The sequence below is a fragment of the Pseudomonas sp. PA-1-3F genome (genome assembly GCF_021609665.1).
In the GTDB taxonomy this organism is placed as follows: Bacteria; Pseudomonadota; Gammaproteobacteria; order Pseudomonadales; family Pseudomonadaceae; genus Aquipseudomonas; species Aquipseudomonas paracarnis.
This window is the reverse complement of the sequence record NZ_WJZD01000022.1, coordinates 1-24,044: the sequence shown is the minus strand read 5'-3', so window position 1 is coordinate 24,044 and position 24,044 is coordinate 1. Positions and strand designations below refer to the sequence as shown.

General features: G+C 54.3%; 24 protein-coding genes and 1 pseudogene. 11 read left to right on the top strand and 14 right to left on the bottom strand.

The features are described 5' to 3' along the window. Positions 1-92: 92 nt before the first annotated feature. Complete coding sequence (locus GIV26_RS16860; RefSeq protein WP_010205335.1) at positions 93-302, bottom strand: co-regulatory protein PtrA N-terminal domain-containing protein; 210 nt, start codon at positions 300-302, stop codon at positions 93-95. Positions 303-723: 421 nt separating this feature from the next. On the opposite strand from GIV26_RS16860, the gene GIV26_RS16855 reads away from it, so the two are divergent. Then, entirely contained in the window at positions 724-1,050 is a 327-nt protein-coding gene (locus GIV26_RS16855) for a four-helix bundle copper-binding protein (protein WP_007247291.1), read from the top strand. A gap of 203 nt (positions 1,051-1,253) precedes the next feature. Next, positions 1,254-1,811, top strand: a complete 558-nt coding sequence (locus GIV26_RS16850; protein ID WP_150617899.1) for an arsinothricin resistance N-acetyltransferase ArsN1 family B — start codon at positions 1,254-1,256, stop codon at positions 1,809-1,811. Here the strand turns inward: GIV26_RS16850 and GIV26_RS16845 are convergent. From GIV26_RS16845 to GIV26_RS16810, 8 genes are read right to left on the bottom strand one after another with little or no spacing between them, the layout of a single operon-like run. Next, positions 1,792-2,979: an MFS transporter gene (locus tag GIV26_RS16845; RefSeq protein WP_007247289.1), complete on the bottom strand. Its 1,188-nt coding sequence runs from the start codon at positions 2,977-2,979 to the stop codon at positions 1,792-1,794. The genes GIV26_RS16850 and GIV26_RS16845 overlap by 20 nt on opposite strands. Beyond that, positions 2,979-4,052, bottom strand: a complete 1,074-nt coding sequence (locus GIV26_RS16840; protein ID WP_007247288.1) for an ArsO family NAD(P)H-dependent flavin-containing monooxygenase — start codon at positions 4,050-4,052, stop codon at positions 2,979-2,981. The genes GIV26_RS16845 and GIV26_RS16840 overlap by 1 nt, the downstream gene beginning before the upstream one ends. Before the next feature lie 37 nt (positions 4,053-4,089). Further along, positions 4,090-4,512 (bottom strand): arsenate reductase (glutaredoxin), encoded by a 423-nt coding sequence (arsC, locus tag GIV26_RS16835; protein WP_007247287.1) that lies wholly within the window; start codon positions 4,510-4,512, stop codon positions 4,090-4,092. A gap of 20 nt (positions 4,513-4,532) precedes the next feature. Beyond that, on the bottom strand, positions 4,533-5,246 hold the full coding sequence (arsH, locus tag GIV26_RS16830; protein ID WP_055135316.1) for an arsenical resistance protein ArsH: 714 nt from the start codon (positions 5,244-5,246) through the stop codon (positions 4,533-4,535). A gap of 47 nt (positions 5,247-5,293) precedes the next feature. Further along, positions 5,294-5,764, bottom strand: coding sequence for an arsenate reductase ArsC (locus GIV26_RS16825; RefSeq protein WP_198711992.1), 471 nt, complete (start codon positions 5,762-5,764; stop codon positions 5,294-5,296). 16 nt (positions 5,765-5,780) lie between these two features. After that, entirely contained in the window at positions 5,781-7,064 is a 1,284-nt protein-coding gene (locus GIV26_RS16820) for an arsenic transporter (RefSeq protein ID WP_236281585.1), read from the bottom strand. Between the two features lie 24 nt (positions 7,065-7,088). Beyond that, positions 7,089-7,445 carry a metalloregulator ArsR/SmtB family transcription factor gene (locus tag GIV26_RS16815; protein WP_053177965.1) on the bottom strand — a complete coding sequence of 119 codons (357 nt, stop codon included), beginning with the start codon at positions 7,443-7,445 and terminating at the stop codon, positions 7,089-7,091. Beyond that, positions 7,442-7,864, bottom strand: a complete 423-nt coding sequence (locus GIV26_RS16810; protein WP_150617902.1) for an arsenate reductase ArsC — start codon at positions 7,862-7,864, stop codon at positions 7,442-7,444. The genes GIV26_RS16815 and GIV26_RS16810 overlap by 4 nt, the downstream gene beginning before the upstream one ends. A gap of 141 nt (positions 7,865-8,005) precedes the next feature. Here GIV26_RS16810 and GIV26_RS16805 point away from each other — a divergent pair, with 141 nt between their 5' ends. The 3 genes from GIV26_RS16805 to GIV26_RS16795 all read left to right on the top strand — a co-directional run bounded on the left by GIV26_RS16805 (position 8,006) and on the right by GIV26_RS16795 (position 9,474). Next, positions 8,006-8,299: a GNAT family N-acetyltransferase gene (locus tag GIV26_RS16805; protein ID WP_236281583.1), complete on the top strand. Its 294-nt coding sequence runs from the start codon at positions 8,006-8,008 to the stop codon at positions 8,297-8,299. A gap of 230 nt (positions 8,300-8,529) precedes the next feature. After that, the gene (locus GIV26_RS16800) at positions 8,530-8,898 is read left to right on the top strand and encodes a hypothetical protein (protein ID WP_017337075.1); all 369 of its coding nucleotides are present in this window, start codon (positions 8,530-8,532) and stop codon (positions 8,896-8,898) included. 90 nt (positions 8,899-8,988) lie between these two features. Next, positions 8,989-9,474, top strand: coding sequence for a GIY-YIG nuclease family protein (locus tag GIV26_RS16795; protein ID WP_060765759.1), 486 nt, complete (start codon positions 8,989-8,991; stop codon positions 9,472-9,474). A gap of 121 nt (positions 9,475-9,595) precedes the next feature. Here GIV26_RS16795 and GIV26_RS16790 read toward each other — a convergent pair whose 3' ends face one another. After that, positions 9,596-12,193 carry an AAA family ATPase gene (locus GIV26_RS16790; protein ID WP_236281582.1) on the bottom strand — a complete coding sequence of 866 codons (2,598 nt, stop codon included), beginning with the start codon at positions 12,191-12,193 and terminating at the stop codon, positions 9,596-9,598. A 396-nt stretch (positions 12,194-12,589) separates the two neighbouring features. On the opposite strand from GIV26_RS16790, the gene GIV26_RS16785 reads away from it, so the two are divergent. The 4 genes from GIV26_RS16785 to GIV26_RS16770 all read left to right on the top strand — a co-directional run bounded on the left by GIV26_RS16785 (position 12,590) and on the right by GIV26_RS16770 (position 16,856). After that, on the top strand, positions 12,590-13,408 hold the full coding sequence (locus tag GIV26_RS16785) for a hypothetical protein (RefSeq protein ID WP_236281580.1): 819 nt from the start codon (positions 12,590-12,592) through the stop codon (positions 13,406-13,408). Between the two features lie 939 nt (positions 13,409-14,347). Then, positions 14,348-14,938, top strand: a complete 591-nt coding sequence (locus GIV26_RS16780; RefSeq protein WP_060765755.1) for a hypothetical protein — start codon at positions 14,348-14,350, stop codon at positions 14,936-14,938. Further along, positions 14,935-15,171, top strand: coding sequence for an ABC-three component system middle component 6 (locus tag GIV26_RS16775; protein ID WP_060765754.1), 237 nt, complete (start codon positions 14,935-14,937; stop codon positions 15,169-15,171). The genes GIV26_RS16780 and GIV26_RS16775 overlap by 4 nt, the downstream gene beginning before the upstream one ends. Next, positions 15,162-16,856 carry a DUF2326 domain-containing protein gene (locus GIV26_RS16770; RefSeq protein ID WP_236281578.1) on the top strand — a complete coding sequence of 565 codons (1,695 nt, stop codon included), beginning with the start codon at positions 15,162-15,164 and terminating at the stop codon, positions 16,854-16,856. The genes GIV26_RS16775 and GIV26_RS16770 overlap by 10 nt, the downstream gene beginning before the upstream one ends. Before the next feature lie 71 nt (positions 16,857-16,927). Here GIV26_RS16770 and GIV26_RS16765 read toward each other — a convergent pair whose 3' ends face one another. Then, a complete protein-coding gene (locus GIV26_RS16765) occupies positions 16,928-18,559 on the bottom strand; it encodes an NAD+ synthase (RefSeq protein WP_177114428.1) in 1,632 nt (543 codons plus the stop codon). Positions 18,560-18,912: 353 nt separating this feature from the next. On the opposite strand from GIV26_RS16765, the pseudogene nadE reads away from it, so the two are divergent. Continuing rightward, a pseudogene (gene nadE / locus GIV26_RS16760) lies at positions 18,913-19,224 on the top strand (NAD(+) synthase); the annotation flags it as partial. Between the two features lie 136 nt (positions 19,225-19,360). On the opposite strand, the gene azu reads toward nadE, so the two are convergent. After that, positions 19,361-19,807 (bottom strand): azurin, encoded by a 447-nt coding sequence (gene azu / locus GIV26_RS16755; protein WP_003188091.1) that lies wholly within the window; start codon positions 19,805-19,807, stop codon positions 19,361-19,363. Positions 19,808-20,140: 333 nt separating this feature from the next. Between azu and GIV26_RS16750 the strand changes: the two genes are divergently transcribed. Further along, positions 20,141-20,323: a hypothetical protein gene (locus GIV26_RS16750; RefSeq protein ID WP_034125662.1), complete on the top strand. Its 183-nt coding sequence runs from the start codon at positions 20,141-20,143 to the stop codon at positions 20,321-20,323. Between the two features lie 131 nt (positions 20,324-20,454). Here GIV26_RS16750 and GIV26_RS16745 read toward each other — a convergent pair whose 3' ends face one another. Continuing rightward, the gene (locus tag GIV26_RS16745) at positions 20,455-21,345 is read right to left on the bottom strand and encodes a transglutaminase family protein (RefSeq protein WP_054896366.1); all 891 of its coding nucleotides are present in this window, start codon (positions 21,343-21,345) and stop codon (positions 20,455-20,457) included. Next, the gene (locus GIV26_RS16740; protein ID WP_236281576.1) at positions 21,345-23,831 is read right to left on the bottom strand and encodes a circularly permuted type 2 ATP-grasp protein; all 2,487 of its coding nucleotides are present in this window, start codon (positions 23,829-23,831) and stop codon (positions 21,345-21,347) included. Before GIV26_RS16740 ends, GIV26_RS16745 begins: the two co-directional genes overlap by 1 nt. Positions 23,832-24,044 lie beyond the last annotated feature (213 nt).

Here is a 24,044-nt window from a genome sequence, read left to right as displayed (position 1 = left end):
GGTCAATCACTTGATCGCCTGCGCGATTTCATACATCGAAAGATGCCACAGGCCAGCAAACGAGGTAATTACATTTCCGTAAGCTGGGCGACTCAGCAGTGATGGTTTGGCTTTTCAGCCACAGGTTTTTCCTGCGCAACGTCCCCCTCTGGCTGTGTTCCCGAACTCGGGGTAAGCGTGGACATCGCCGTCTCGCGGGCTCGCTCCATGCGCTCAGCGGCGCGGTCGCCACCGCCCTCAGCAAACGCCAGCGACGATATAGCCAAACTGAACGTAAGAATCAGAACATTGGTTGCTTTCATGGCGCATCTCCTCAACAGAGTCAGCTCTCAGGTAGTCCAGAGAGATTGAGCATCGGCTCAGTGAGGATGATGGGGGCTCGCACCTGTCAGCAGGCTTAGCCTGCGATTACAACTTTGACAGCGGCGTTGGCCGGGACTGATCAACATAACGGGAGCGCCAAAGATGGCTTAGATCGCTGACCGTCTACTCCAGCCGTCCACCTGCTCCACGCATTGCCTACGCCTGCATGGAAAGCTGAACTTTTCAGACCTATGCCTAAAAGCGACTGCTCAATGAGGCGAGCTGAGATGCGGAGGCGTGCCTACCTTACGAAACTGTAATTATTTTCACGAAACCCGGCCAACCAGCCTGGGTCGGACGGAGTGTACCTTCAAGAAAAGTACATCAACTGAATCGACCGTCGACCTCGGAGAATTAGTTATGAACAGTAGCTATGAAGATTGCATTTCGGAATGCCTACGCTGCGCATTGGCCTGTGAAACCTGCGCATCAGCCTGTCTGGAAGAGCAGGACGTTAAGATGATGGCGAACTGCATAAAGCTCGATAGGGATTGCGCAGATATCTGTAGGCTCGCAGCGACCCTAATGGCACGGGGAAGCCCTTTCGCGAATGAGATTTGTATGCTTTGCGCAAAGATTTGTAGAGCATGCGGTCAGGAGTGCGGCGCTCATGAAGCAGAACATTGCCAGAACTGCTCCAAAGCGTGTTTAGCTTGCGCACAAGCATGCGAATCAATGGCTGCTTGAGCCTTCCTTTGGCCAAGAAATCATTAACCTAGTGGCCAACCATTGAATGATTGGGTGGCCTCCAGGTTGAAAAAAACCGACACGGCGTTTTTTGGGGCATCCAAATCATTGCATGCTCCAACCCCACTACAAGAAAGCGCGGAAGAATCGAATATTAGCTCCGAAAAATGTACTGTTAACACTTTCCATCATGGACGACCGATATGGCTTTAAAGATCCGCACGGCGGTGACAGCAGATGCAGAAGCCATCCAGCGCATTTATGCCCCCATAGTTTCGAACACGGCGATCTCGTTCGAAGAGACCCCGCCAAGCGTTGAGGAGATTGCTCAGCGAATAGCGACGACACTTCAGACATATCCCTACCTTGTGGCTGAAGAAGGTGGTGAGATCAAGGGATATGCATACGCAAGCCAGCATCGTGCACGTGCAGCCTACCGATGGGCTGTTGACGTGACGGTGTACGTAGCTGAATCAGCTCGCCGCCAGGGTGTTGGCCGCGAACTTTACGAGACTCTACTTCCAATACTTGAGAAACAGCGGTTTCGCGCCGCTTACGCTGGAATCGCACGGCCCAATGAAGGCAGCGTGGGCCTGCACGAGTCGCTAGGATTCACCCATATAGGGACGTATCCAGAGGTAGGCTTCAAGCTTGGGAAATGGCACGACGTCGGCTATTGGCGGCTCGGGCTGTGCCAGGCAACCCCTCCACTGGAACCTATTCTCTTCCCCCAGGTTGAAATCAAGCCAGTGATGGGGTGAAGGCTGGTAGTTTGGTGAATGCGACCAAAGCGCCGATGCCCAATATCCCGGCCATGATCCAAATTAGCCAGTTTGGGCCAAGCTGCACCAGGATGTATGCGCATGCCATGGGCGCTACCGCTTGTGCAACCAACACTGGGCGAGCGATCAGGCCAAGGTGCATGCCTAGGTTGGTGCTGCCCAACAGTGTAAGCGGGACTGTTCCTCTGGCGATGGTCATGATCCCATTTCCACCGCCGAAGGTAATCACTGCGATAAGGGACAGCATCACCATCCCCGGCCCCAAGGCCAACAGTCCGACGATGCAAGCCAGAATCCCTAGCCTTGCTATCCATACCGGATGAGCGCTGCGGCCAAACGCATATTCCAAAAGTCGAGCAACAACTTGAGACGGCCCCATCAGCGCTCCGAGCGTTACTGCCATGGCGGCGGAAATTTCATGGCTACGCAGGAGGGCTATTAGATTGACCGCCAAAGCTGACATTACGAACGCATGTAATGTGAACAGCAAGGCGATCCACGCTAAGCGTGGATCAGCAGGCGCGTACGATGCTTTGGCGATCTTGGCGGACTCAGTTGCTCGCGGCGTAGGCAATGGAACCGTTAGCAGGTGAAGGGGCAAACCTACAGCGAGATGGATTAAGGCGAGCACCCTGCAGGTGGTTTGCCATCCATGGCTCGCATCCATCGACGCCAGGAAAGGCCAAGCGACCGTGCTTGCGAAGCCCGCTATGAGTGTCAGTCCGGTCATCGAGCCTCTCGCCCTTGCCCCCATCAGTCGGCCCAGTGTCGCGAATCCAGCGTCATACAGGCCTGCGGCCATGCCCAAACCCAAAACTGTCCATGCGATGTAGTAGACGAACAGCCCTGATGCGAAAGACATGGTGATTAAACCAAGGGCCAGCAAAAGCGAACTGCTGGCGAGCACCCATTTTCCGCCATGCTTATCAATAGTCCTGCCGACTACAGGCGCGCATATTCCAGCGACAAGCAGAGACCACGATAAGGCGCCCACTACAGCGGGAACGGATGTATTTAGTGAGTGCGAAACGGGTTCAGCTAGAACTGCCGGCAGATAAAACGTGGAGCCCCACGCAAGAATTTGGTTACAACCCATTGAGCCAATCAAGGTCGCATGCTGCCTTGTCGTCGGGGCTGCGGTAGACATCAGTCAAACTCAGCGAGATAGCTTTGCACTTGCTTGACTACATCTCGAGCGGTGCGGGTTACTCCGATCAATGTCGCGGAAGCGAGCCCCGTCCAATCGCCGTAACCCACCAGCCACAGATTGGGTGAAGCAACACTCCGGTTTTCGTCCACAGCCACTTTGCCATCCTGGCCTACAATGCCCAGGCTGTTTAGGTGGTCGAGCGCTGGAGAAAACCCAGTGCACCAGATGACGACATCCACCGCTGTTTCGTCTCCTGATGACCAAACAACGCCTGTTGAAGTGAAGTGCGTGAATGGCCGTACTGCGCTCAATACACCGCGTTCACGAGCGTCCTTCACCGATGGCACCATTACGATGTCGCCCAGCCCCCCAGCGGGTTGTTCAGGCTCCACACCTTCCTGTTGCGCCTTCAATCGAGCAGTAGCTCGTTCGAACAGGGCGCGCCCATCAACCTCATCAGGTAGAAACTTTGGAGCCTCTTGAGTCACCCAGGTTGCCTGAGCCACTTTAGAAACCTCGGCGTAAATCTGGGCTCCCGAGTTGCCACCACCCACGACAAGGACGGTTTTCCCCTCAAACTCATCCGGCCCAACGTAATGAGCGGAATGAAGCTGCTGCCCTACGAACAACTCCTGTCCGGGATAGCTCGGAGTAAATGGGCGGCTCCAGGTGCCTGTTGCACTGATAACCGCTTTGGCATCCCAGTTTCTATCCCCGGAGACAACCCGTAATCCTTCTTCGATTTTCTCGACACGGGTCACCCTGGTGGATCGGATGATGGGGAAGTCATATCGACGCTCGTACAGAGTCAGATAGTCGATCACATCATCACGGTGAGGTGTTTCTTCTGATACGGCAGGCATCGGCCAGCCTGCAATCGAGCTCCATGCCGATGGAGAGAAGAGTCGCAACGAATCCCAGCCATGCCGCCAGGCTCCTCCTGGTGCCGACTCCGCATCGAGCAGCACGTAAGACAAGCCTGACCGCTTCAAAAAATAGGCGACTGTCAGCGCGGATTGACCACCGCCAATGACCACAACATCAAGTTTCGAATTCTGACTCACCAGCATCCTCCAGGCTCAATCGCGGCACCTCACCGTCGTCGTATCAGACTCTGCGACCGTGCTCATCAATGACCACTTGGCCGTCCTCTTTGACGAAACTCCCACGCTGCTCTTGCGGTAACAAATCGAGCACAGCTTCTGACGGACGACACAAACGCGTCCCCAAAGGCGTCACGACGATGGGGCGATTGATCAGGATAGGGTGAGCCATCATGGCATCGATGAGCTGTTCGTTCGTCAGTGATGCATCGCCCAATCCTAGCTCTTCGTACGGAGTGCCTTTGATACGCAAAAGAGCCCGCACCCCGATACCCATATCCTCAATGAGTCTGACAAGTGTGGTGCGATCAGGCGGGTTCTTCAGGTACTCGATAACCGTCGGTTCTTCCCCGCTGTTACGGATCAACTCCAAGGTGTTGCGAGAGGTGCCGCATTCGGGGTTGTGGTAGATCGTGATCTGGCTCATATCGCTTCCTCGTACTGACGTTAGATGGAGCGCTGGTTGACGCGTTTGGAAAGCTCTTCGGCGGACTCTTTACGCTCGGAGTACCGATCAACCAAATAATCCTGGCGATCCCGCAACAGTAGGGTGAACTTCATCAGCTCTTCCATCACGTCCACGAGACGGTCGTAGTACGAGGACGGCTTCATACGACCTGTCTCGTCGAACTCGGTAAATGCCTTGGCCACCGAAGATTGGTTTGGGATGGTGAACATCCGCATCCATCGACCCAGTACGCGCAGCTGATTGACCACGTTGAAAGATTGCGAGCCGCCGCAGACCTGCATCACAGCAAGGGTTTTGCCTTGCGTAGGTCGTACAGCGCCAATCGCCAGCGGAACCCAGTCAATTTGGGCTTTGAATACTGCACTCATGGAGCCGTGACGCTCAGGGGAGCACCACACCTGTCCCTCAGACCATTGCATCAGCTCGCGCAGCTCAGCGACCTTGGGATGTGTATCGGGAGCGTCATCCGGAAGCGGCAGACCCGATGGGTCAAAGATCTTGGTTTCAGCACCAAACTCATTCAGCAGGCGTGCCGCCTCTTGCGTGACTAACCGGCTGAATGAGCGTTCTCGCGTTGATCCGTACAGCAGAAGAATGCGAGGTTTATGGAGCGAAGGAGTACGAGGCGACAGTTGCTCCAGCGAAGGAATGTCGATCAGGTCGGCGTGTACGTTCGGCAATGTGTCTTGCATATAAACTCCTACGGCGGCGCCTGGTTGGGTGCCGCCTCGGTAGATCTTTAAAGCGAACCGATGCGGTTCAGTTCAGCCTTCAACTGTTCAGCGCTGATGGTCTTCAGTGGCAGCGCAAGAAATGCGCTCACGCGCTCGTGAATTTTGGCGAGTGTGGTTTCAAAAGCTGCGGTGATCTCGGCTTCCGAACCGCTAGCGTCAGACGGGTCGGCCAGACCCCAATGCGCCTTCAAAGCTGGCCCAAAGAAGATTGGGCATGCCTCACCCGCTGCCCGGTCACAGACAGTGATCACGATGTCTGGCGGTGAGCCTTCAAAAGCATCCGAAGCCTTGCTGCTCAAGCCCGCCGTGGGGATACCCGCCGCCTCCAGCGTTTGCAATGCCCGTTGATTCACCCGGCCAATGGGAAAGCTTCCTGAGCTGACGGCTTCTACACCCTCGGGCGCCAAGTGGTTGAAAAGCGCCTCGGACAGAATGCTGCGGCAGCTGTTGTGGGTGCACATGAACAAGACTTTCATCAGACGATTCCTTGATTCAAAAACTGAGGCGCAGTGCCAGAGCGGACAATGTGGCGACGAGGATGGGCACGGTCAGCACGATCCCGGTCTTGAAGTAGTAACCCCAACTGATCGTTATATTTTTCCGGGCGAGCACGTGCAGCCACAACAGAGTTGCCAAGCTCCCAATTGGGGTGATCTTCGGGCCCAGGTCGCAGCCGATGATGTTGGCGTAAACCATCGCTTGCTGGACAACACCATCGACTTCGGCGGCATGAATGGATAAGGCGCCTACCAGAACGGTGGGCATGTTGTTCATGATCGAAGACAGCAACGCTGTCAGCAGCCCTGTACCAAGGGACGCCCCCCAAACGCCATAACCGGCGAACACGTTCAGGATCTGCGCGATGTGGTCGGTCAGGCCGGCGTTCTTCAGGCCATAAACAACCAGGTACATACCCAAAGAAAAAATCACCACCTGCCATGGCGCCTCTTTGAGCACCTTGCTTGTGTTGATGGCGTGACCACGAGCCGCGATGACGTAAAGAATGAATGCACAGACCGCTGCAATGGCGCTGATTGGCACCCCCAATGGCTCAATGACAAAGAAGCCGATCAGCAGTAGTGCCAGCACCCACCAACCGGCTACAAAAGTGGCCCGGTCGTGGATTGCCTCGTCCGGATTGTCCAGTTGGTTGAGGTCATAGGTCTTTGGTAAATCTTTGCGGAAAAACCACAGCAGCATGGCTAACGTCGCCGCCACGCTGACGATGTTTACCGGCACCATGATCGAAGCATATTCGTTGAAGCCGATATCGAAGTAGTCGGCAGAAACGATGTTGACCAGGTTGGAAACCACCAGCGGTAAGCTCGCCGTATCGGCGATAAAACCGGCTGCCATGACGAATGCCAAAGTAGCCGCAGGAGAAAAACGCAACGCCAACAACATCGCGATCACAATGGGTGTGAGGATCAATGCTGCTCCATCATTGGCGAACAGGGCCGACACCGCTGCGCCCAGCAGGACGATAAATGCGAAGAGCTTGCGGGTGCTCCCGCCTCCCCATCGGGCCACATGCAGCGCAGCCCACTTGAAAAAACCTGCCTCATCAAGCAGCAGACTAATGATGATGACCGCGATGAAAGTCCCAGTGGCATTCCAGACAATGCGCCAAACCTCTGGTATGTCGGCAAGGGTAACGACACCTGCCAGCAACGCTACGATGGCACCGAACATCGCACTCCAGCCCACCCCCAGCCCCTTGGGCTGCCAGATGACAAGAACGATGGTGGCGATAAAGATCAATATGGCAATCAGCATTTCATTAATCCGGTTGGGCGTGAATCAGCTACACACGGCTTGATTGATCGGACGGTCGTTCATGCCGCAGAGGCGCTTAGCCTCGGTTTCCAGCCATTGCTGATTGGCGTCTACCACTTCCTTCAAAACTGCAGTCACCCATGTGGGCAAATCAGGATTCAGCCGGTAGTACACCCATTGGCCTTGGCGACGATCCAACAACAAACCGGCAGAGCGCAGCAGCGCCAAATGACGAGAAATCTTCGGCTGACTCAGGTCGAGTGCTGCCGTTAGCTCGCATACACACAGCTCACCTTCACTCACGACAAGCAGCGAAATTTTTGCTCGGGTGTCATCCGCCAGGCACTTGAATAAGGTGGTGGGGTTCAAGGGTTCTGTCATAGATCCTCCAGGTGTTTGGTCTTGACCAAAACGAAGAGCTTGATGCGCTCGTGGATGTCGTGGAGCGTATGGCGAAATGCGCCAGGATCATCGCTGGTTACTGGGTCAGGAAAATCCCAGGCAATGACTTCACCTGCGCTGCGCATTGGTAGGCATTCGCTTGCGGATTTATCACAAAGAGTGATTACGTAATCGAATCGATCAGCTTGAAACTCGCTGATGGACTTGCTGCGCAGGCCCGTTGCATCGACTCCAACCGCCTCCAATGCTTGAGTCGTGCGCAGATCAACCTCAAACGGTTCAGATCCTGCGCTGAAGGCCTCGAAGCGCGGGTCGGTGTGCCGCAGCAAAGCCTCTGCAAGCAGGGAGCGGGCTGAGTTGGCAACGCACACGAAAAGCACTTTGATAGCAGGGCTCATGGTGGAACTCGATGCATATGGAGAATCGAATATACGCTTTGGCGAATATTCGGTAAAGCGAATATGATGTCTGCTGTTTCGGCATGTGCTTTAACGTTCCATGCGTGTCGGCATAACGGAGATGAGAGGATTGGGGGGGATATGATGATCCAGGCAACGGAAATAGCCGGAGGGCAGTCGCAGCGATTTCGCGATGCGCTGAAATTTGCTGACCTTCCAGCAGACGATATTGATCTTCCAGGCCGAACCTTTTTTGAATTCACACTGGATAGCGAGACGGTCGCATGGGGAGGATTCGAAACGCATGGTACGGACGGGTTGTTGCGTTCTCTGGTCGTAGTGTCGACATTCAGATCGAAGGGGGTCGGTGTGGCGGTGCTTCGGGTCATTGAAGCGAAAGGGCCGAGCAGGGAATCGCTCGATTTCATTTGCTGACAACAACTGCGTCAGGCTTTTTTAAGCAGCAGGGCTATGCAGTAAATCAACGAGGCTCTGCGCCACCTCTTATTTCTCAGACGGAGCAGTTCAGGGGGCTTTGCCCTGGCTCGGCTTGCTACATGTGCAAAGCATTATCTGCGAATGCACGAAAGTAGCTGATCACCTTGGTGATGGCTTTTAGCCTCGATGCCAGCTAGATTTGGAGCTTTCTACGATCAAGGATGGATATGAAAAAGCTCATCGCAGTAATGGGGATCTGTGTCGCACTTGGCGGTTGCGCTACGTCCCACTACACCGCAGGGCGAGACTTTCCGTCGGCCAGTGTAGCGAGCATCACCAAAGGTAAAACGACGACTACTGAGTTGAAGTCCCTGTTTGGTGAGCCCTACGCCAAGAGTGCTGTCAGCGAGACTGACGAAAAGTGGATCTACACCTATACCAACGGCTCAGCCCATGCCCAAAGCTACGTGGTCACCATGAAGGTGACGACTACGGGCACTCAGAAAACCCTCGACGTCTTGATCCGAAATGACGTGGTCATCAACTACACGTTCAGCGAAGGCCCCGCTCCTGGTTCGACCACCGCGACGAACTGAGACTGGCACCTTGCGCCGGGCAACTTGTGTAGCGATCTCTTTGTTGTTTAGTGCAATGGCAAGGAAAGGCGATCTACGGAGAGCGCAGCGATGATCTATTTCTTCATTGAAGACAGTAATGAGCAGGTGAAGATAGGCCGAGCTAAGGACATCGAGCGCCGCAGAAAAGGCCTTCAAACCGGGAATCCAAGAAAGCTTTTACTTCTGGGTTGGATTCGTACAGATGATGACGTTCGGCTGGAGAAGGAGATCCATCAGAACTTCTCTCACCTACGTGGTACTGGCGAATGGTTCGATTTGGATCCTGCAGACATCTTGCCGATCCTCGAGCATTACGGCATCGATGGGTTTGTCGGTACGACCGGTGATTCTTTCGAAGTCATCGGCAATGATCGGGATGGTGTGCCCGAATATCTCGGCGTCTGGAACTGGGGCAATCTGGAATGGAGCGAGTGCTGCCCTTTCTGCGGAAGCTTTTGTGGCATGCACTTTCAAGACGCGTCGAGTATGTACCACTGCCTAAACTGCGACACACTTACCACCTTTGATTTTCTGAGTCATCAGGAGGAAGAGTGACAGCTCCCGAACGAGCTTTTGCATTGGTAATGCCGAGCTTGATTTGATGTCTGCTGCTGTCCAGAATCAGGCCAGAATCAGGAGTTTCATCATGATTCTGACCATCGCTCAATGAGCCGTGCTAGCAAGCTCTCGATCCAAACTCGGCAATCCATTTCTGCAGGGCTGTTACGTCGGCTTCAAAGACATCTAGCTCAAGAGCGCTGCTGGGCATCTCCTCGGACTGAGCATGCTCATACACCGAGTAGCGTGTCATCAAGTCATCAATGAATACGCAGTCGTCATTTGTTACCTTCGCGACCTTGTGTAGCTTGCCTTGAGTGTTGATTGCACGTCTGAAGCGGCCTACGACGTCTGCCAGCAAAATGTACTCAATCGTCTTCTCGACGATGATCCTGAAGTCACTGCAAGCGCTCTTGGCAAGCGACTCATAAGCCTCGACTTCGGCTTTCTCCTGGTGTTTTTTCAACCGCGTAATCGTATTGTCGATCAACCCACGGACAGCACTTTCTGGTCTCAGGTCTCGAGCGCTCGCAGTGGCGACGATACCTGCAGTCTTCGCCATCCTCTGCAGTGACGTGAGTGTCGGCTTGATTGAAGGCATCCCTGGAGTCTGTTCCCATTTCTTGGTAACAGCTTCTACTTGGGCTACAAGAGACAGTCGGTGGGTGAATATGATGACCTGCCTGGTCTGTGACAAAGACACGAGACGTTCGACAACCTTCTCTTCAAAGTCTTGGTCGAGTGAGGATATCGGATCATCGAAAATGAACGGAGCCAACTGGTTTGATCCTGTCGTGTCCGCAAGGAACGCGGCGAGTGCCGCAATTCTGGTTTCACCCTCACTCAAGATATATTCCAAGCCATGGGAGCCGTGCGCGCCCACGAGATTTAAACCAAAGGTGATCTTGCCTTTGCCGCCCGACTTGCTTAGTGGAGCTATTGGAATGCGGTGGCCACCGAGTAGCTTCAGTTCTTCGATGAATCGAGCTTGGTAACCAGCATCCAGTTCAGTTTTGGCCAAGTCATTTTTTTTGGTGGTCAGAGCGTTGGTGGCCGCTGAGCGTGAGGCTTTGTCTATCGCTGCGACTGCTATCAGCCTCGCCCTTTCGGCGCTAATAGAGGTCTTGTTTTGTGAGAGCCATTGCTTGGCTTGAAGGTGCTGAACTCGGTCATACATTGCTTGACGATGCTCATCCTTCAGCAGGGATGAAAGGCTCCCTTCTTCGGCAATCAAGTCTGCTGACTTGGTTGTAACCGCCTCGCTGATGCCCTTCCAGTCGAAAGCTGGCAAGGTGCCGGCAGGGCTTCCCAACACGATTTGATCGCGCCTCGCTTTGAGCACGCCTAGCCAATTGAACGCATCGGCTTCCTCGAAGCCCAGAGTGGACATGTGAACGATCCAGTCGGCTAGCCCAGGAAGAGTTGGCAACAAGTTTTTTTGATCAGTAAAACTCTTTTCAGCCTTCTTGGCGGCTGTCTCGAGGCCATCAGTGACGAACTTTTCAAACCCCGTCAGGCGGACTTTAGCATCCTCATCAAGGCTTTGATGGCAAAGCACACAGCGTGAGACAGCTGCAATATTGGGAAACTGAGATTCTGTGTAGGCCGTGCCATTGGAGTATGCACGTGCGTATTCCCACATATCCTGCCAGGTCGCAGAGCCAACACCGTCGAGCTCGGCTTTACCGAAAATCGCTGCCGCTGCCTCTTCGCTCGAACTCCTGGCCTTAACAGCGGCGTTTTTCAGGGTCTGTAGCGTACCTGCCATCGCATCGTTCAACCCCTGTTGAAGGGTCGACATTGTTGTTTCAATACTCTTCAGCGCAGTTTTTTCTTTGTTAATGCTTAGCAGCCGGCCTGCAATGTTTTTCTCTGCGAGTAGGGCCTCCTTCTCGATGCGCTCCCGATCAAGCAGATCCGTGTATAGACACTCTTTATCAATACTCGCAGTCGTGGTCGCGCTCTTCAGGCCCTGAAGCCATTTTGCTTCGGCGGTGTGACTCAGCGTTTCTGGGATGGCAGGTAGCGCTTTGCTGAGTAGTGCCTTCTCTCTTGAAAGCTCTGCGCTAACAGCGTCCGCTGTGACGATCAGTGCCGATACAAACTTCATCCGACTGGGCTCATAGCATGCCTCAGTCCTGCCCATGTACTGCTGCGCGGCCTTGCTATCGAACACCTGTGCGTGCCGTAAAGCTTTGTGAGGGCCGCTTGGGACGTCCCAGTGAACATCCGCTGGCGTACCGTCTATAGACACCTTGAAATGAGCACGGCAGGGGGTGGGCGTTGGATCGAAGACGTTGCTGCGTATCTCGTCCTTGGAGCGTGATCCGCAGATCTCCTTCAACAGCCGCGCAAATCCGCTCTTGCCAGTTCCGTTCTGCCCGTAGATCACCGAGAGATTGCTCTTGCCAAACGGGAGGTTGGCGCCAGCCTTGATGGCATTCAGCCCATGCACATCCAAAATCTCTTCAAACCGGAGCAACGGTCTATTGGCAACCTGCGATAACGTGCCTGGGGTTACGGTCAAAAAACCTGGATCAGCTTCATCCTTGGCTTCGAGCTTGCAAAGCCTAGCTATCGCTCTAATTTCATCCGGGCTCAACTGCCGCTTCGAGTCGATGATCCTTCGAGCTGCAGTCTGCAACCACTTGGGGCGCGCATTCAGCCATGTCTCGAAATCATCTGCTGCTACTGGTGCTATCTCAATCTTCGACATGGCAAACCTACCTCAAGTGGGAATTCTTTAGCGTAGGCGCAAAGTGGCTTATTGCTATTATTTCCCCATTGAGCTGATTGCAGGATGTAACCGGAAGGCAAAAAATGGTGCAACCAACGCTTTCTAAGCTGCGCCGGCAGCACGATGAGGAAGGAACCCTTGGGCCGAAACCTTGCCCAGCCAGTATTCGTCTCACAACAGCCGCACGAGACTGAATCAAACAAAAGCTTTTTATATAATGATCCCGAAAGGGTACATTAAAGCGGCTTATGGTACTTAATGATCCCGAAAGGGTACATTAGGAGTGGCGCCGCCTTGCATAGCCTCAACTAAGCTACTGGCGTAAGACCACCTGCGACCTATACTAGAGGCTTTGTTGAACTACAGGTAGCAGCCATGGTGACTTTGGGCCAGATTCAAATGCGAGGATTCTCCACGCTCTCCCCCAAGGGGGTTAAAGATTGGTTAGAGCATTGTGCTACCTGTGAAAAAACTACTCAATGGAGCATGCTTGAAGTTCTTGCGATGTTCGATGCATATCTCACCATTATCGAATTTAATCCGACCAATCTGTGCTCGGACGACTTCGCTGGCCTAAGAGGTTTTCTGAGCACAGAGATGGGGTTTTCCGAAAAAGCTTCTAAAGGTATTACATCGCAGCTATGCGAAATGATTATCGCCATCGATGTTTTAAGTAAAGAAAAAATTTCATTAGCCCTGAAAAAGCCAGCACTTGAATGCAAGGAAAAATATGTAGCACGTCAACCGTCTAATTCTCAGCTGTTGATTTATAAATCTCTGTTCCCAACCATGGAATCGGGCGGCGTCGTATATGTGGATTTCGCCTCCCTTGGCTCCGCACTCAACGAATCATCATTACAATTTCTGAGTGGTTTGCTTTCAAAATACTTTGCTTCACTTAACATTGATCATGCTGAAACTGATGCAGGTCTCATCATCGCATTAACGCAAGGCCTGCTGCATCAAAACCCTAGCCTCGACCTTGGCGATATCAGCCTCTCGCTGGCTAAATCAACGAGCTTCATTTCAGGTGCTCGCATCCATGCTGAATGGCAAATGCACAATGCAGGCTACTTCCGTGGGGACGCATATGAAAACTGGAAGCTCATATCAGGGGTAATCCTAAACTTCTTTGTAGCCAATAATATTCTACACCTGAGTAAAGCCGGTCGCCAACTGCTAGTTACTGACTAACTCAACGCCACATTAAAATCCTGCGCTTAGCGTCAACTGCTTTTAACAGATACTCAATGGCATTCGTTTGTAACCGGAGAGCCTTACGGCATCGTGCTTCATCACGAGCTAAACTTGCAGACAAAGCTTCAGCTTGCAAATAGTCTATTTCGCACTTTAGATGAGCGATCATTTTATTGACAAGACGCTCACGCATACTAAATCCCTCAATAGAACATGGGTTGAAGTCACTACGTTGCCGTGCGACATAGATTCATCGATTGCAGTATAGCCGCGATGAACGCTTTTGCTCGGCCTCGAGTGATCTCGTCTCCCTCGCATGACCTAGGCACACCAGAATCTAGGCAGAGCGTTCTGGCGAGTCCTATCTCGACCCGGAGACAGTAGCCCAGGCGCAGCTATCGAGAGACATCGGCACGAGAAACCTTGTCCGTGCAGAGCCTCGGACTCAACCTTGCGGGAGGTCATCCACACCGGGGTACTCAGCCTCCTACAGAGGATCTGGCAAACCTGGGGCCTCTGGGCTGCAGTTACTACACCCAAAGCTGCTGTGCAGTTAGAGCGCCCTTGTGGAGCAATACGTGAAATCTGTAACATCACACTGATGGCACTCGGTGCCGGGTGAACAACTACCATGGAGAAAGGAATGTTCAGCTTCTTGAAGATCGTCGTAGGCGCAGGTGGAACCTTCGCAGCTCTGGGGGCTGCGATGCTCTACTCACTGTACGCCGGTTGGTTCAAGTCAGACTTGCTCAAAAGCTTGCCAAGCGAATCAATCTATAAGCTGTTTCTGTATTCCATTGGAAGCGGTGTCTTCTGCTTTGTATTATTAATAATTTTGCAAGCGTGTAGCAGAAAGCCTTCAATCATTACGAAGGCGGATAACGGGGGCACTGCGGTCACCTCTACGGGTAGCGGTAGCGTCACTGTACACAAGCCATGAGCTTCTTCCCACCTAAGCTTGAAGCTGAGGCAACACACGGTGGCATAGCAGTAGTCAACAACGGAAGCGGGCCTGTCACGATTGCAGCAACCACTGCTGCAATCTCATCCTTGCTCAATCCACTACTGATTAAAATTGTGTCAACTCACACTCCGTATGATGAGATCCCAGACGTGGAACTGGACTACCCTGGGGTCGATGAAAAAATCGAGTACAATAGGGTCTCGGTGTATTCAGAAGTCATCGTTGATAATGTGGGCTACATGGAGCTCATTGAAAATCTTATTTCGACTATCGATGACGAGGAACCTGGCGCACAAAAAAGATTTCTTTTCGCCATTAACCAGAAGTACAAATCTGCAAGGCGCGAATTATTCTTGAACCAGACTGAGCGCCCAGTTACGCCTGAGCAAAAACTCAATATAACTCGGATAGGCTCGGATGAACTCATACTGAAAGTCTCCGAACTTATCGTTGACATCAAGACCGGTTTCCATGGCGCCCCATCTGAGCTAGTTGATTGGGCCAGACAGCTTATAGTTTGCTATGGCTTCATTCACTGCAAGATATTGGAGCCGCCCAAATGATCATTCAAAATACCAGCTCCCCGCTTAAAAGCCTCTACATCATTGGTGGGCGGATACTAATAGTCTTAAACTCTAGTGATCTTGGCGCCATGAGCCCACTTGCACTTCTTGAAAAATATCAAGAAAAATTTGATCGCGTTTCTTTTGCTTACATTCTGTATGCGCTCGATTGGCTTTACATCACTGGATGTGTAGAGCTCACGAAGCAAGGTGATATTTCTTTATGCAACTAATTAAGCTATCTGTATTTGATGGAAGCAAAGAGATACGCACCATCAACTTTAAAGAAGGACTGAACATAATCACCAACCTGGGCGAGACTGGTAACCAGATTGGAAAAAGTACATCGCTTCGAGCCTTGGCATTTTGTTTGGGCGGGAACTCCGAACCACTGTGGAAAGACCCGGACAACGACAAGGTAAACGAAGGAGTTAAAGGCTTTCTGACTAAAGGCGATGTAAAATTTGAGCTAATAGTAAAGATCGCTTCTATTACTCATACTATCACTCGAGTGCTCTCAATAAAAATAGGCGCCCGACGCGAGAGCATCACAGCCATCAGCACCATCGATGGTGTCACATATAAAAGCCGCGCAGCTTTCACTCGCGAACTGCCACGCCTGTTTGGATACACTAGAGAACATCCCAAGTTCAACTCAATAAGAAGCAAGTTCTTCAGAACCAATAGAGCCACGAGCAACAACACACTTAAATACCTGCACACATATACAAGCGACAATGATTACGATCTGATCTACGCCTACCTTTTTGATTTTGAGTTTATTGATTCCGTTCGCCAGATCAATCTAATTGAGCACCAAATACTCCTAGAGGACACTCGCATCAGGACATTGCTTGGGGGTATTTCTTTGGAAGGCCGCCATGAACATCTTTATGAGATCGACTCAAAAATAGCTGACCTTCAAGTAAAAGAGGATGAATATGACATCTTTGAATCTCAAAGCTATGCGATCTCACAACTCCGTGAATCTCGAAGAAGCGTAGCCATTTTAACATCACGCATTGTTAACTTGGAAACAAAGCTTTACTACAATAAAAAAACAATTGATCGCTACAAGAACAGTTTAGTAGAGGTCAACGTAGATGAGATCACCTCCCTTTACAATGAAGCTAAATCATTAGTCCCAGACCTAAGCAAAACCCTGGAAGAAACAATCGAATTTCATAACTCGATTATGAGCCGTAAGGCTGCTTATGTCGAAGAAATGTCCATCGAAACGGCAGATGAGCTCGATAGCTTAAGATTGAGCTTAGGACGACTGCTGACTGAGGAAAAAAGCAAGGTTAAAGATCTTTCCAGAGATAGTCACTTCAGTGGTTTGATGCTGGTTGAAAAACAGATGCAAGACTTGCGAGAAGCTCGAGGCAGGCTTGCCTATGTCATAAGCGAGGTAGAGGTCTCTCGCAACAGGATTGCGGATTTGGAAACTACATCCGAAGACGTGAAGCGTAGTATTGCAGTCCACTACTCAGACCTAAACTCTAAGCTTGATGTTTTCAATGAGGCATATGCCGACATTACCAAAAGATTGTTCATCACCCATCATAACGAACTTCTAGTTTCCCCTAGCCAGAATGGCAAGGCAGATTTTACAATCGTCAACGAAGAACGCAATACTGGCGACGGCGTTCCTCGGGCTGCAGCTATGGCATTCGACATGTCCTATGTCTATTTTTTAAATAAGTTTAAATCAAAGCTTCCAGCATTTACCGTCCAAGACTATCTAGAAGTCGTCGATGAAGACAAACTAATCAAGCTATTCAACTTCGCAAACGAGAAAAAAATTCAGACTGTGGTAGCCATATTGAATGACAAATTGGGTAGCTTTGACAAAAAGTTTATTAAAGAAAACACTATCCTAGAACTGACGAAGAAAGAAAAGTTTTTCAAACTTTAGCGAAACCGCACCAGGCAAAGAAAAAGGGGCGCAACGGCGCCCCTAGCATATTCAATCATCTGCCGAAGCTATTAATCTCCAATGCTCCAGCCAGAAGTAATTGGATATCGGCGGTCACGGCCAAAGCCACGCTCGGTCACACGTGGGCCAACTGCAGCCTGGCGCCGCTTGTACTCGTTCAGGTCGACCAAACGAATTACCTTCCTCACCACCTCCTTGTCGAAGCCCTTCTCGGTGATCGCATCGGCAGACAAATCCTGCTCGATGTACAGGCGAAGGATTTCATCAAGGACTGGGTATGGAGGCAGGGAATCTTCGTCCTTCTGATCAGGAGCAAGCTCAGCAGAAGGTGGACGATCAATGACGCGTTGCGGAATAACGTAGCCCAGGGTGTTGCGGTATTCACAGAGGCGGAATACCAGAGTCTTCGGCACATCCTTCAGGACGTCGTAGCCACCAGCCATGTCTCCGTACAAGGTCGCATACCCCACAGCCATCTCACTCTTATTACCGGTGGTCAGGACGAGATACCGCTTCTTGTTGGAGATCGCCATCAGCATCGTGCCGCGACACCGCGCCTGGAGGTTTTCCTCGGTGGTGTCCTTTCCCAGACCTTCGAACATTGGCGCAAGCGTTGATAGAAATGCTTCTACCATGGATGCGATGGGCAGTACGCTGTACTTCACGCCTAAAATGTCGGCTTCTTTTTTCGCATCGTCCTGGCTCATCTGGGCCGTGTAGTGGTAAGGCATCATCACGGCTTCGACGTTTTCTGCGCCCAGCGCATCAACAGCAACAGCAAGCACCAGCGCCGAGTCGATACCACCCGAAAGGCCCAGCACAACCCCTTTGAAACCATTACGCTGCACGTAGTCCTTAACTCCCGCTACCAGTGCCTTGTAAACGCTGGCCTCCAGGCTCAGAAGTTCGGTGGTCTGAGCTGGAACCGGCACCAAGGCACCCTCCTTGATCTCAAACTCCGTTACGAAGAGTCCCTCTTCGAAAGCAGGGGCGCGTTGAGTGACCTTTCCGTCGCCATTCACCACAAAGCTATTGCCGTCAAAGACGAGCTCGTCCTGACCACCTACCTGGTTGACGTAGATCATCGGGATTGAGCATTCACTGGCGCGTTTGGCTAGAAGTTCTTCGCGTTCAGCCTGCTTCCCACGATGGAACGGAGACGCGTTGAGGGTGAGCATAATTTGAGCACCGGCATCACATGCCTGCTTAAGAGGCTCGGAGAACCAAATGTCCTCACAGATGGTGATACCGACCGGTACGCCGAAAAGTTCGACCACACAAGGGCCGCTGCCTGACTCAAAGTATCGCTTCTCGTCGAACACACGATAGTTCGGCAGACGCTGCTTGTTGTAGCGGGCGAGCTCTTCGCCGTCCGAGATTACAGCGCAGCTGTTATAGCGTGCTCCATCCTCGACCCATGGGAAGCCGATTACTGTAACGATGCCTTTAACTGCATCCTTAACTTGCTGTAGCGCCTTCTCGATACGGCTCTGCATGCTGGAGCGAAGGAGCAAATCCTCTGGAGGATAACCACAAAGGGTTAGCTCAGGGAAAACGATGACCTGGGCGTTGAGGTCGTCGCGGGCCTTACGGGCTGCTTCAATGACCTTCTCGACGTTGCCGTACACATCCCCAACGCGGATGTTCAGCTGGGCCATTACCACTCTCAAACGTTGCACCATGGTTCCTCCAGAAATGTCTAGATCGAGATCGGCAAGATGCAGCTTTGTCCTGACATCTGCGATCAAGGGAAGCATCATCGGAAGCTCCACGCCGAGCGATGAACTATCGGACTACTGCTAGCCATTGCGGTTCATCGAACATCGGTCAGAACTGCCCGGAGGGTCGCGGGCATCTTGCGAACTAGGACATTATGCCCTATCCAAGCTGCGCCCCCGCGACCGAATTTGGGCGGAGGTTGGGAGTGATGAAAATCGACGAGCTGCCATTTTGGGCAGATGCAGAATCTGCACATCGGAAAAATCAGTTAATTGCTTAGCAGACACAGCGGATTGGGCACTATTTGGGGGGCAGGAAGGTGATGGGCTTCTATACCAAGTTCGGTGATGGCGCGTGCGATCTGGCACCGTTGAGCGGGCTGGTGAAGCATCAGGTGCGGGCCATTGCCCGTCACTTTGGTGCGCCGGAATCGCTGGTGGAGAAGGTGCCGACCGCTGACCTCGAAGACCTGTCGCCGGGCAAGCCGGACGAGGCGTCACATGGGGTGACCTATGCCGAGATCGATGCGTTCCTGCAGGGGGAGCCGGTGCGTGAGGAGGCGTTCAGGATTATCTGCGAGACCTATCGCAAGACTGAGCACAAGCGGGTGATGCCGTTTGCGCCTTGAGGTGAACCCGATGGTTTTGCATTGATTGTCAGATCGCCATCGCAGGCAAGCCAGCTCCCACACTTGACCGGATTCCAACATGGGAATGCGGTCGAATGTGGGAGCTGGCTTGCCTGCGATGAACGGTAACGCGGTCTTACTTCAGGACCACAGCACCTTTCATCATCGAGATGTGGCCTGGGAACGAGCAGAAGAAGCTGTATTTCTCATCGGCCTTCAGCTTGGAGACGTCGAAGGTCACCGAGTCTTTCTCGCCGGCACCGATGATCTTGGTGTGGGCGATGATGCGCTCATCACCGGCTTTCAGGTAATCCTTGTCGATCCCCGCAGCCATGCCGTCGGTTGCCACCGGTTGCATATTGGCTTCGGTAGTCAGCACCCAGTTATGGCCCATCACGTTCTTGGGCAGGTTACCCGAGTGAGTCAGCTCAACGGTGAACTGCTTGCAGCTCTTGTCGATGGTGATTTCTTTAGTGTTGAACGACATTTGGTCGGTGGAGTCGACAGTGACCTTGCACTCTGCAGCAAGCAACTGGCCGCTCGCCAGAGTCAGCAGGGAAACAGCAACGAGTTTGGCAAACATGTGAATCTCCAAGGCAGGGTTTTAAAAACGCGGATTGCGGTAAGGGTGCCTCAATCAGGCTTGAGTTCTTATGATCTGAATCAACAGATTGTATACAACTTTAGGCTATCAGCTTCATCAACACAATCAACCAGCCAAACTGCCGCACCCTGATTATGATCGGCACATCACTCACGGGAGTTCATGCCATGCACCTCAATCACCTGTTCAACGGCCTCCTGGCTGCCTACGCCTGCGGTAAGTGAAAGCAAACGCCCCCCCGAAGCTGCTACCATGACGACCCGAGGCAGCTGCGCGCCGCCCACCCTCACCTTCGACCCTAGAGGATCGCCCATGGCCAAACCTAATTACTCCTTCGCCAAACGTCAGAGAGACTTGGCCAAGGAACAGAAGAAAGAGGAAAAGCTGCAACGCAAGAAAGCCGCTGCTGAGGAAGAAGCCGGCGCGCTGAACCCGGATGCCGAAGGTGAAGCGGCACCTGACGAGACCGAAACCCCGAAAGCCCCAACTGAATGATCGTTCCCACGCTCCGCGTGGGAATGCAGCCCCGGACGCTCCGCGTCCCGCACCAGGCTTGAAGCCAGCGCAAGGGTGACGCAGAGTGTCACAGCAGGCATTCCCACGCAGAGCGTGGGAATGATCGTTTTTCATTCCAGCGGCATCACCGTCACCCGCACCTCCGGGTCGTGGCTGCCTCCCCCCAGAATCACCCCACGCAACGGCGACACATCGGAGAAATCCCGGCCCCAGGCCAGGGTGATGTGCTCCAGCGCCGGCTGCACATTGTTGGTCGGGTCAAAATCCACCCAGCCTGATACCGGGCAAAACACCGAGACCCACGCATGGGACGCATCCGCGCCAATCAGCCGTGGCTGGCCGGGCGGTGGCTGGGTCAGCAGGTAGCCGCTGATATAGCGCGCCGCCAGGCCCCGCGAACGCAGGCAGGCAAGCATCAGGTGAGCGAAGTCCTGGCACACGCCGCGACGGCGCTCCAGCACTTCAACCAGCGGCGTGGCGACCTGGGTGGCTTCGGCATCGAAGGTAAATTCGCTGAAGATCTTCTCCATCAATGCCTGCGTGCCCAGCAGTAAAGGCTCGCCGGGCGGGAAGCAGCTTTCGGAGAACTCGACGAAAGTTTTCTTCAGATGGACATAGGGCGACTCGAAGCGATAACGACAGGCTTCGATCAGTTCGGAGCTCAATGCCTGGCTGCTGTAAGTCAGGCTGTCGCGGGTGTGGTCCCAGGGCGGCGACCGCTGGAAGTCCAGAGCGGGTCGCGCCAGCACTTCCACGGTGAGCCCGGCGTTCACCAGCAATTCATCATGGGGCCGTTCGAACGCCAGGCGAGTGATCGGGTTGCCGAATACGTCCAGTTCGTCGCGGCGCGAGGTGGGTTCCGGGCTGATATCCAACTGCTGCCAGGTGCACTTCTGCCAGGCGCACGGCCTTGGCCAGAGGTGCGCCAGTTGCTGGGCCAGGGACACCGGGCTGTCATAGTGGTAATGGGTATCGTGGAAAATCTGGTAGCGCGCGCTCATTACACCGACACCGTTTGCTGGCTGACATCATCCACGTGGGCAAAATGGCGCAGCGCCAGGCGATCCGACACTTGCCCGCTTTCATCGGCCACCGCTTGCAACAGGTCGGCCAGGCCGTCCAGCGCGGCACGCACGCTGGTTTCGCCAAACAGGCCGTTCTCCAGGCAGCCCAGGTCAAAACGCGCCATGCACTCGACCAAAGGCGCCAGCCCGGTTTCACGGGGCACGCCAAAATCATCATTGAGACGGCGCAGGGTGCGGCTCACCAACTTGAGCTGGAACAGCACCGCATGGGGGTTCTGCTCGTCGAGCAGCAGCAAGTCGAGCACCGGGATCAACTGCGGCACCGCCAGGTAGCGCGAGCGGTAGGTGATGCTGCTGTTGCCCAGCTCCAGCAGCCATTCCAACCCGGCCTGATCAAACACCGCCACGCCACGCAGGAACGCCGCAAGGCTGCTGCTCAGAAATTGTAGACGCTCGATGCGCCGGCCCATCATCAAGAAGCGCCAGCCTTCATCGCGGGTCATGTCGTCCAGGGCAAAACCGGACAGTGCCGCCAGGGACATCACCAGGCGGTTGAGAAAGTCGAGCAGCTCGCCAAAGTCTGCAGTGTCGCTTTCCAGTTCCATGGCTTCGCGTTGCAGCTCCACCAGGGCTTGCCAGTTTTCCCTGGACAACTTGCCGCGCACCTGGGACGCCGCCCACTGCAGACGCTGCAGGTTGGCGCGCAGACTTGAAGGCCAGTCATCACCCAGCAAAGCGGCGAGCAGGCGCTCAGGCAGCTCGCCCTCCTCAGGCAACAGGCGCAGGCTTTCGCCGAGTTCGACGGCGGCCTGCAACGCCAGCGGATCGTCGCCATCGACATACCGCGCCAGCACAATGCGCAGCCAGCGCGCACTGTCGTCGCAGCGCTCGCAGTAACGACCAAACCAGAAGAGGTTTTCCACCACGCGCGAGGGCAGATAGGGATCGCGGCGCACCAGGTCATAGGCGCCAATGGTGCGTTGGGCGCGCCACTGCTCGCCACCCGGCACACGTTCGCCGAGTACCCAGGTGTCCTTGCTCGCCCCGCCGCGCTGCATCGACACCACCTCGGCATCGGCGTCGGCCGCCACGCGAGTCAGGCCGCCGGGCAGTACCCGATAACCGTCTTCACTGGCCACGGCGTAGACACGCATACCAATGGCACGGTGTTGCAGGTGGTCATTCACGGTGTGCCATACCGGCGCCTGAGACAGTTGCGCCAGCTCTTGGGCGACATAGGCATAGGGCCGTGCACGCATGCGTTCAGCCAGGGCCTGGCGCTGTTCGTCGTCAAGGTCGCGACCAAACACCGGGGCGAAACTTTGTGAGGGAAATGCCGGCTTGATCAGCAGCTCCGGGAGTTTTTCCAAGGCTTCGGCAAGCACCGGCGCTTCGCCGCACCACCAGGTGGCAATCGACGGCAGGATCAAGGCTTCACCGAACAAAAACTCGTTGATCTTGGGCAAAAAGCCCAGCAACCCCGGGGACTCCAGCACGCCGCTGCCCAAGGCATTGGCCACCAGCACATTGCCTTGGCGTACGGCGTCGAGCAGGCCCGGCACGCCGAGCGCGGAGTCGGTGCGCAGCTCCAGCGGGTCACAGAAATCATCATCAAGGCGACGCATGATCGCGTGCACCCGGCGCAGGCCGCTAAGGGTTTTCAGGAACACGGTGCTGTCGCGCACGGTGAGGTCGCCGCCCTCTACCAAGGGGTACCCGAGCTGGCGCGCCAGGTACAGGTGTTCGAAATAGCTTTCGTTGAAACGCCCCGGCGTGAGCAGCACGATCAGTGGCGGCTGGTCATCGCCAGGGGCCTGACGCGCCAGGGTTTCCTGCAGCGTGCGAAAGAAACCGGTGAGGTGCTGCACCTGCATATCCCGGTACAGGTCCGGGAAGGCGCGGGACACGATGGTGCGGTTTTCCAGGGCGTAGCCGGCGCCCGATGGGGCTTGGGTACGGTCGGCGGTGACCCACCAGCGGCCGTCCGGCGTGCGCGCCAGGTCGACCGCGTACAGATGCAGGAACGCACCGTCGGGCGGATGGATGCCCTGGCACGGCCACAGAAAATTGTTATGCCCGAACACCAGTTCGGCGGGCAGCAAGCCTTCCTTGATCAGGCGCTGCGGGCCATACAGGTCGGCCAGCACCGCATTGAGCAGGCGCGCACGCTGGGCGATGCCGGCCGACAGTTGCTGCCACTCCTCGGCGGCCAGCACATGGGGCAACAGGTCCAGCTCCCAGGGGCGGTCGGCGCCCTTGGGGTCGGCGTAGACGTTATAGGTGACGCCGTTTTCCTGGATCTGGCGCGTCAACAACGCCTGGCGCTGGGCCAGTTGTGCGGGCGTGCTGCGTTGCAGGTGATCGAACAAGCGTCGCCAATGGGCACGCACCGCGCCGCTGGCGTCCAGCAGTTCGTGATAGGTGCCCGCGGTGAGCGGGTAACGGTCGAGCAAGTCGGACATGGAACGCTCGGCAGAGGCAAGGGAAGTCAGGTTAACTCAAATTCACTACGATCCAATGTGGGGGGCTGGCTTGTTGTGGCGAAGAAGCATGATGCCGGTCCCCCTCGCCGGCGGCGGCCGCTCCTGGGGGGGGTGCCCCCCCCCCCCCGGGGCAGGGCGCTCCCCCCCACCCACCGCCCCCCCCACCGTTCAGCTCGTGTCCTTTTTTTTTTT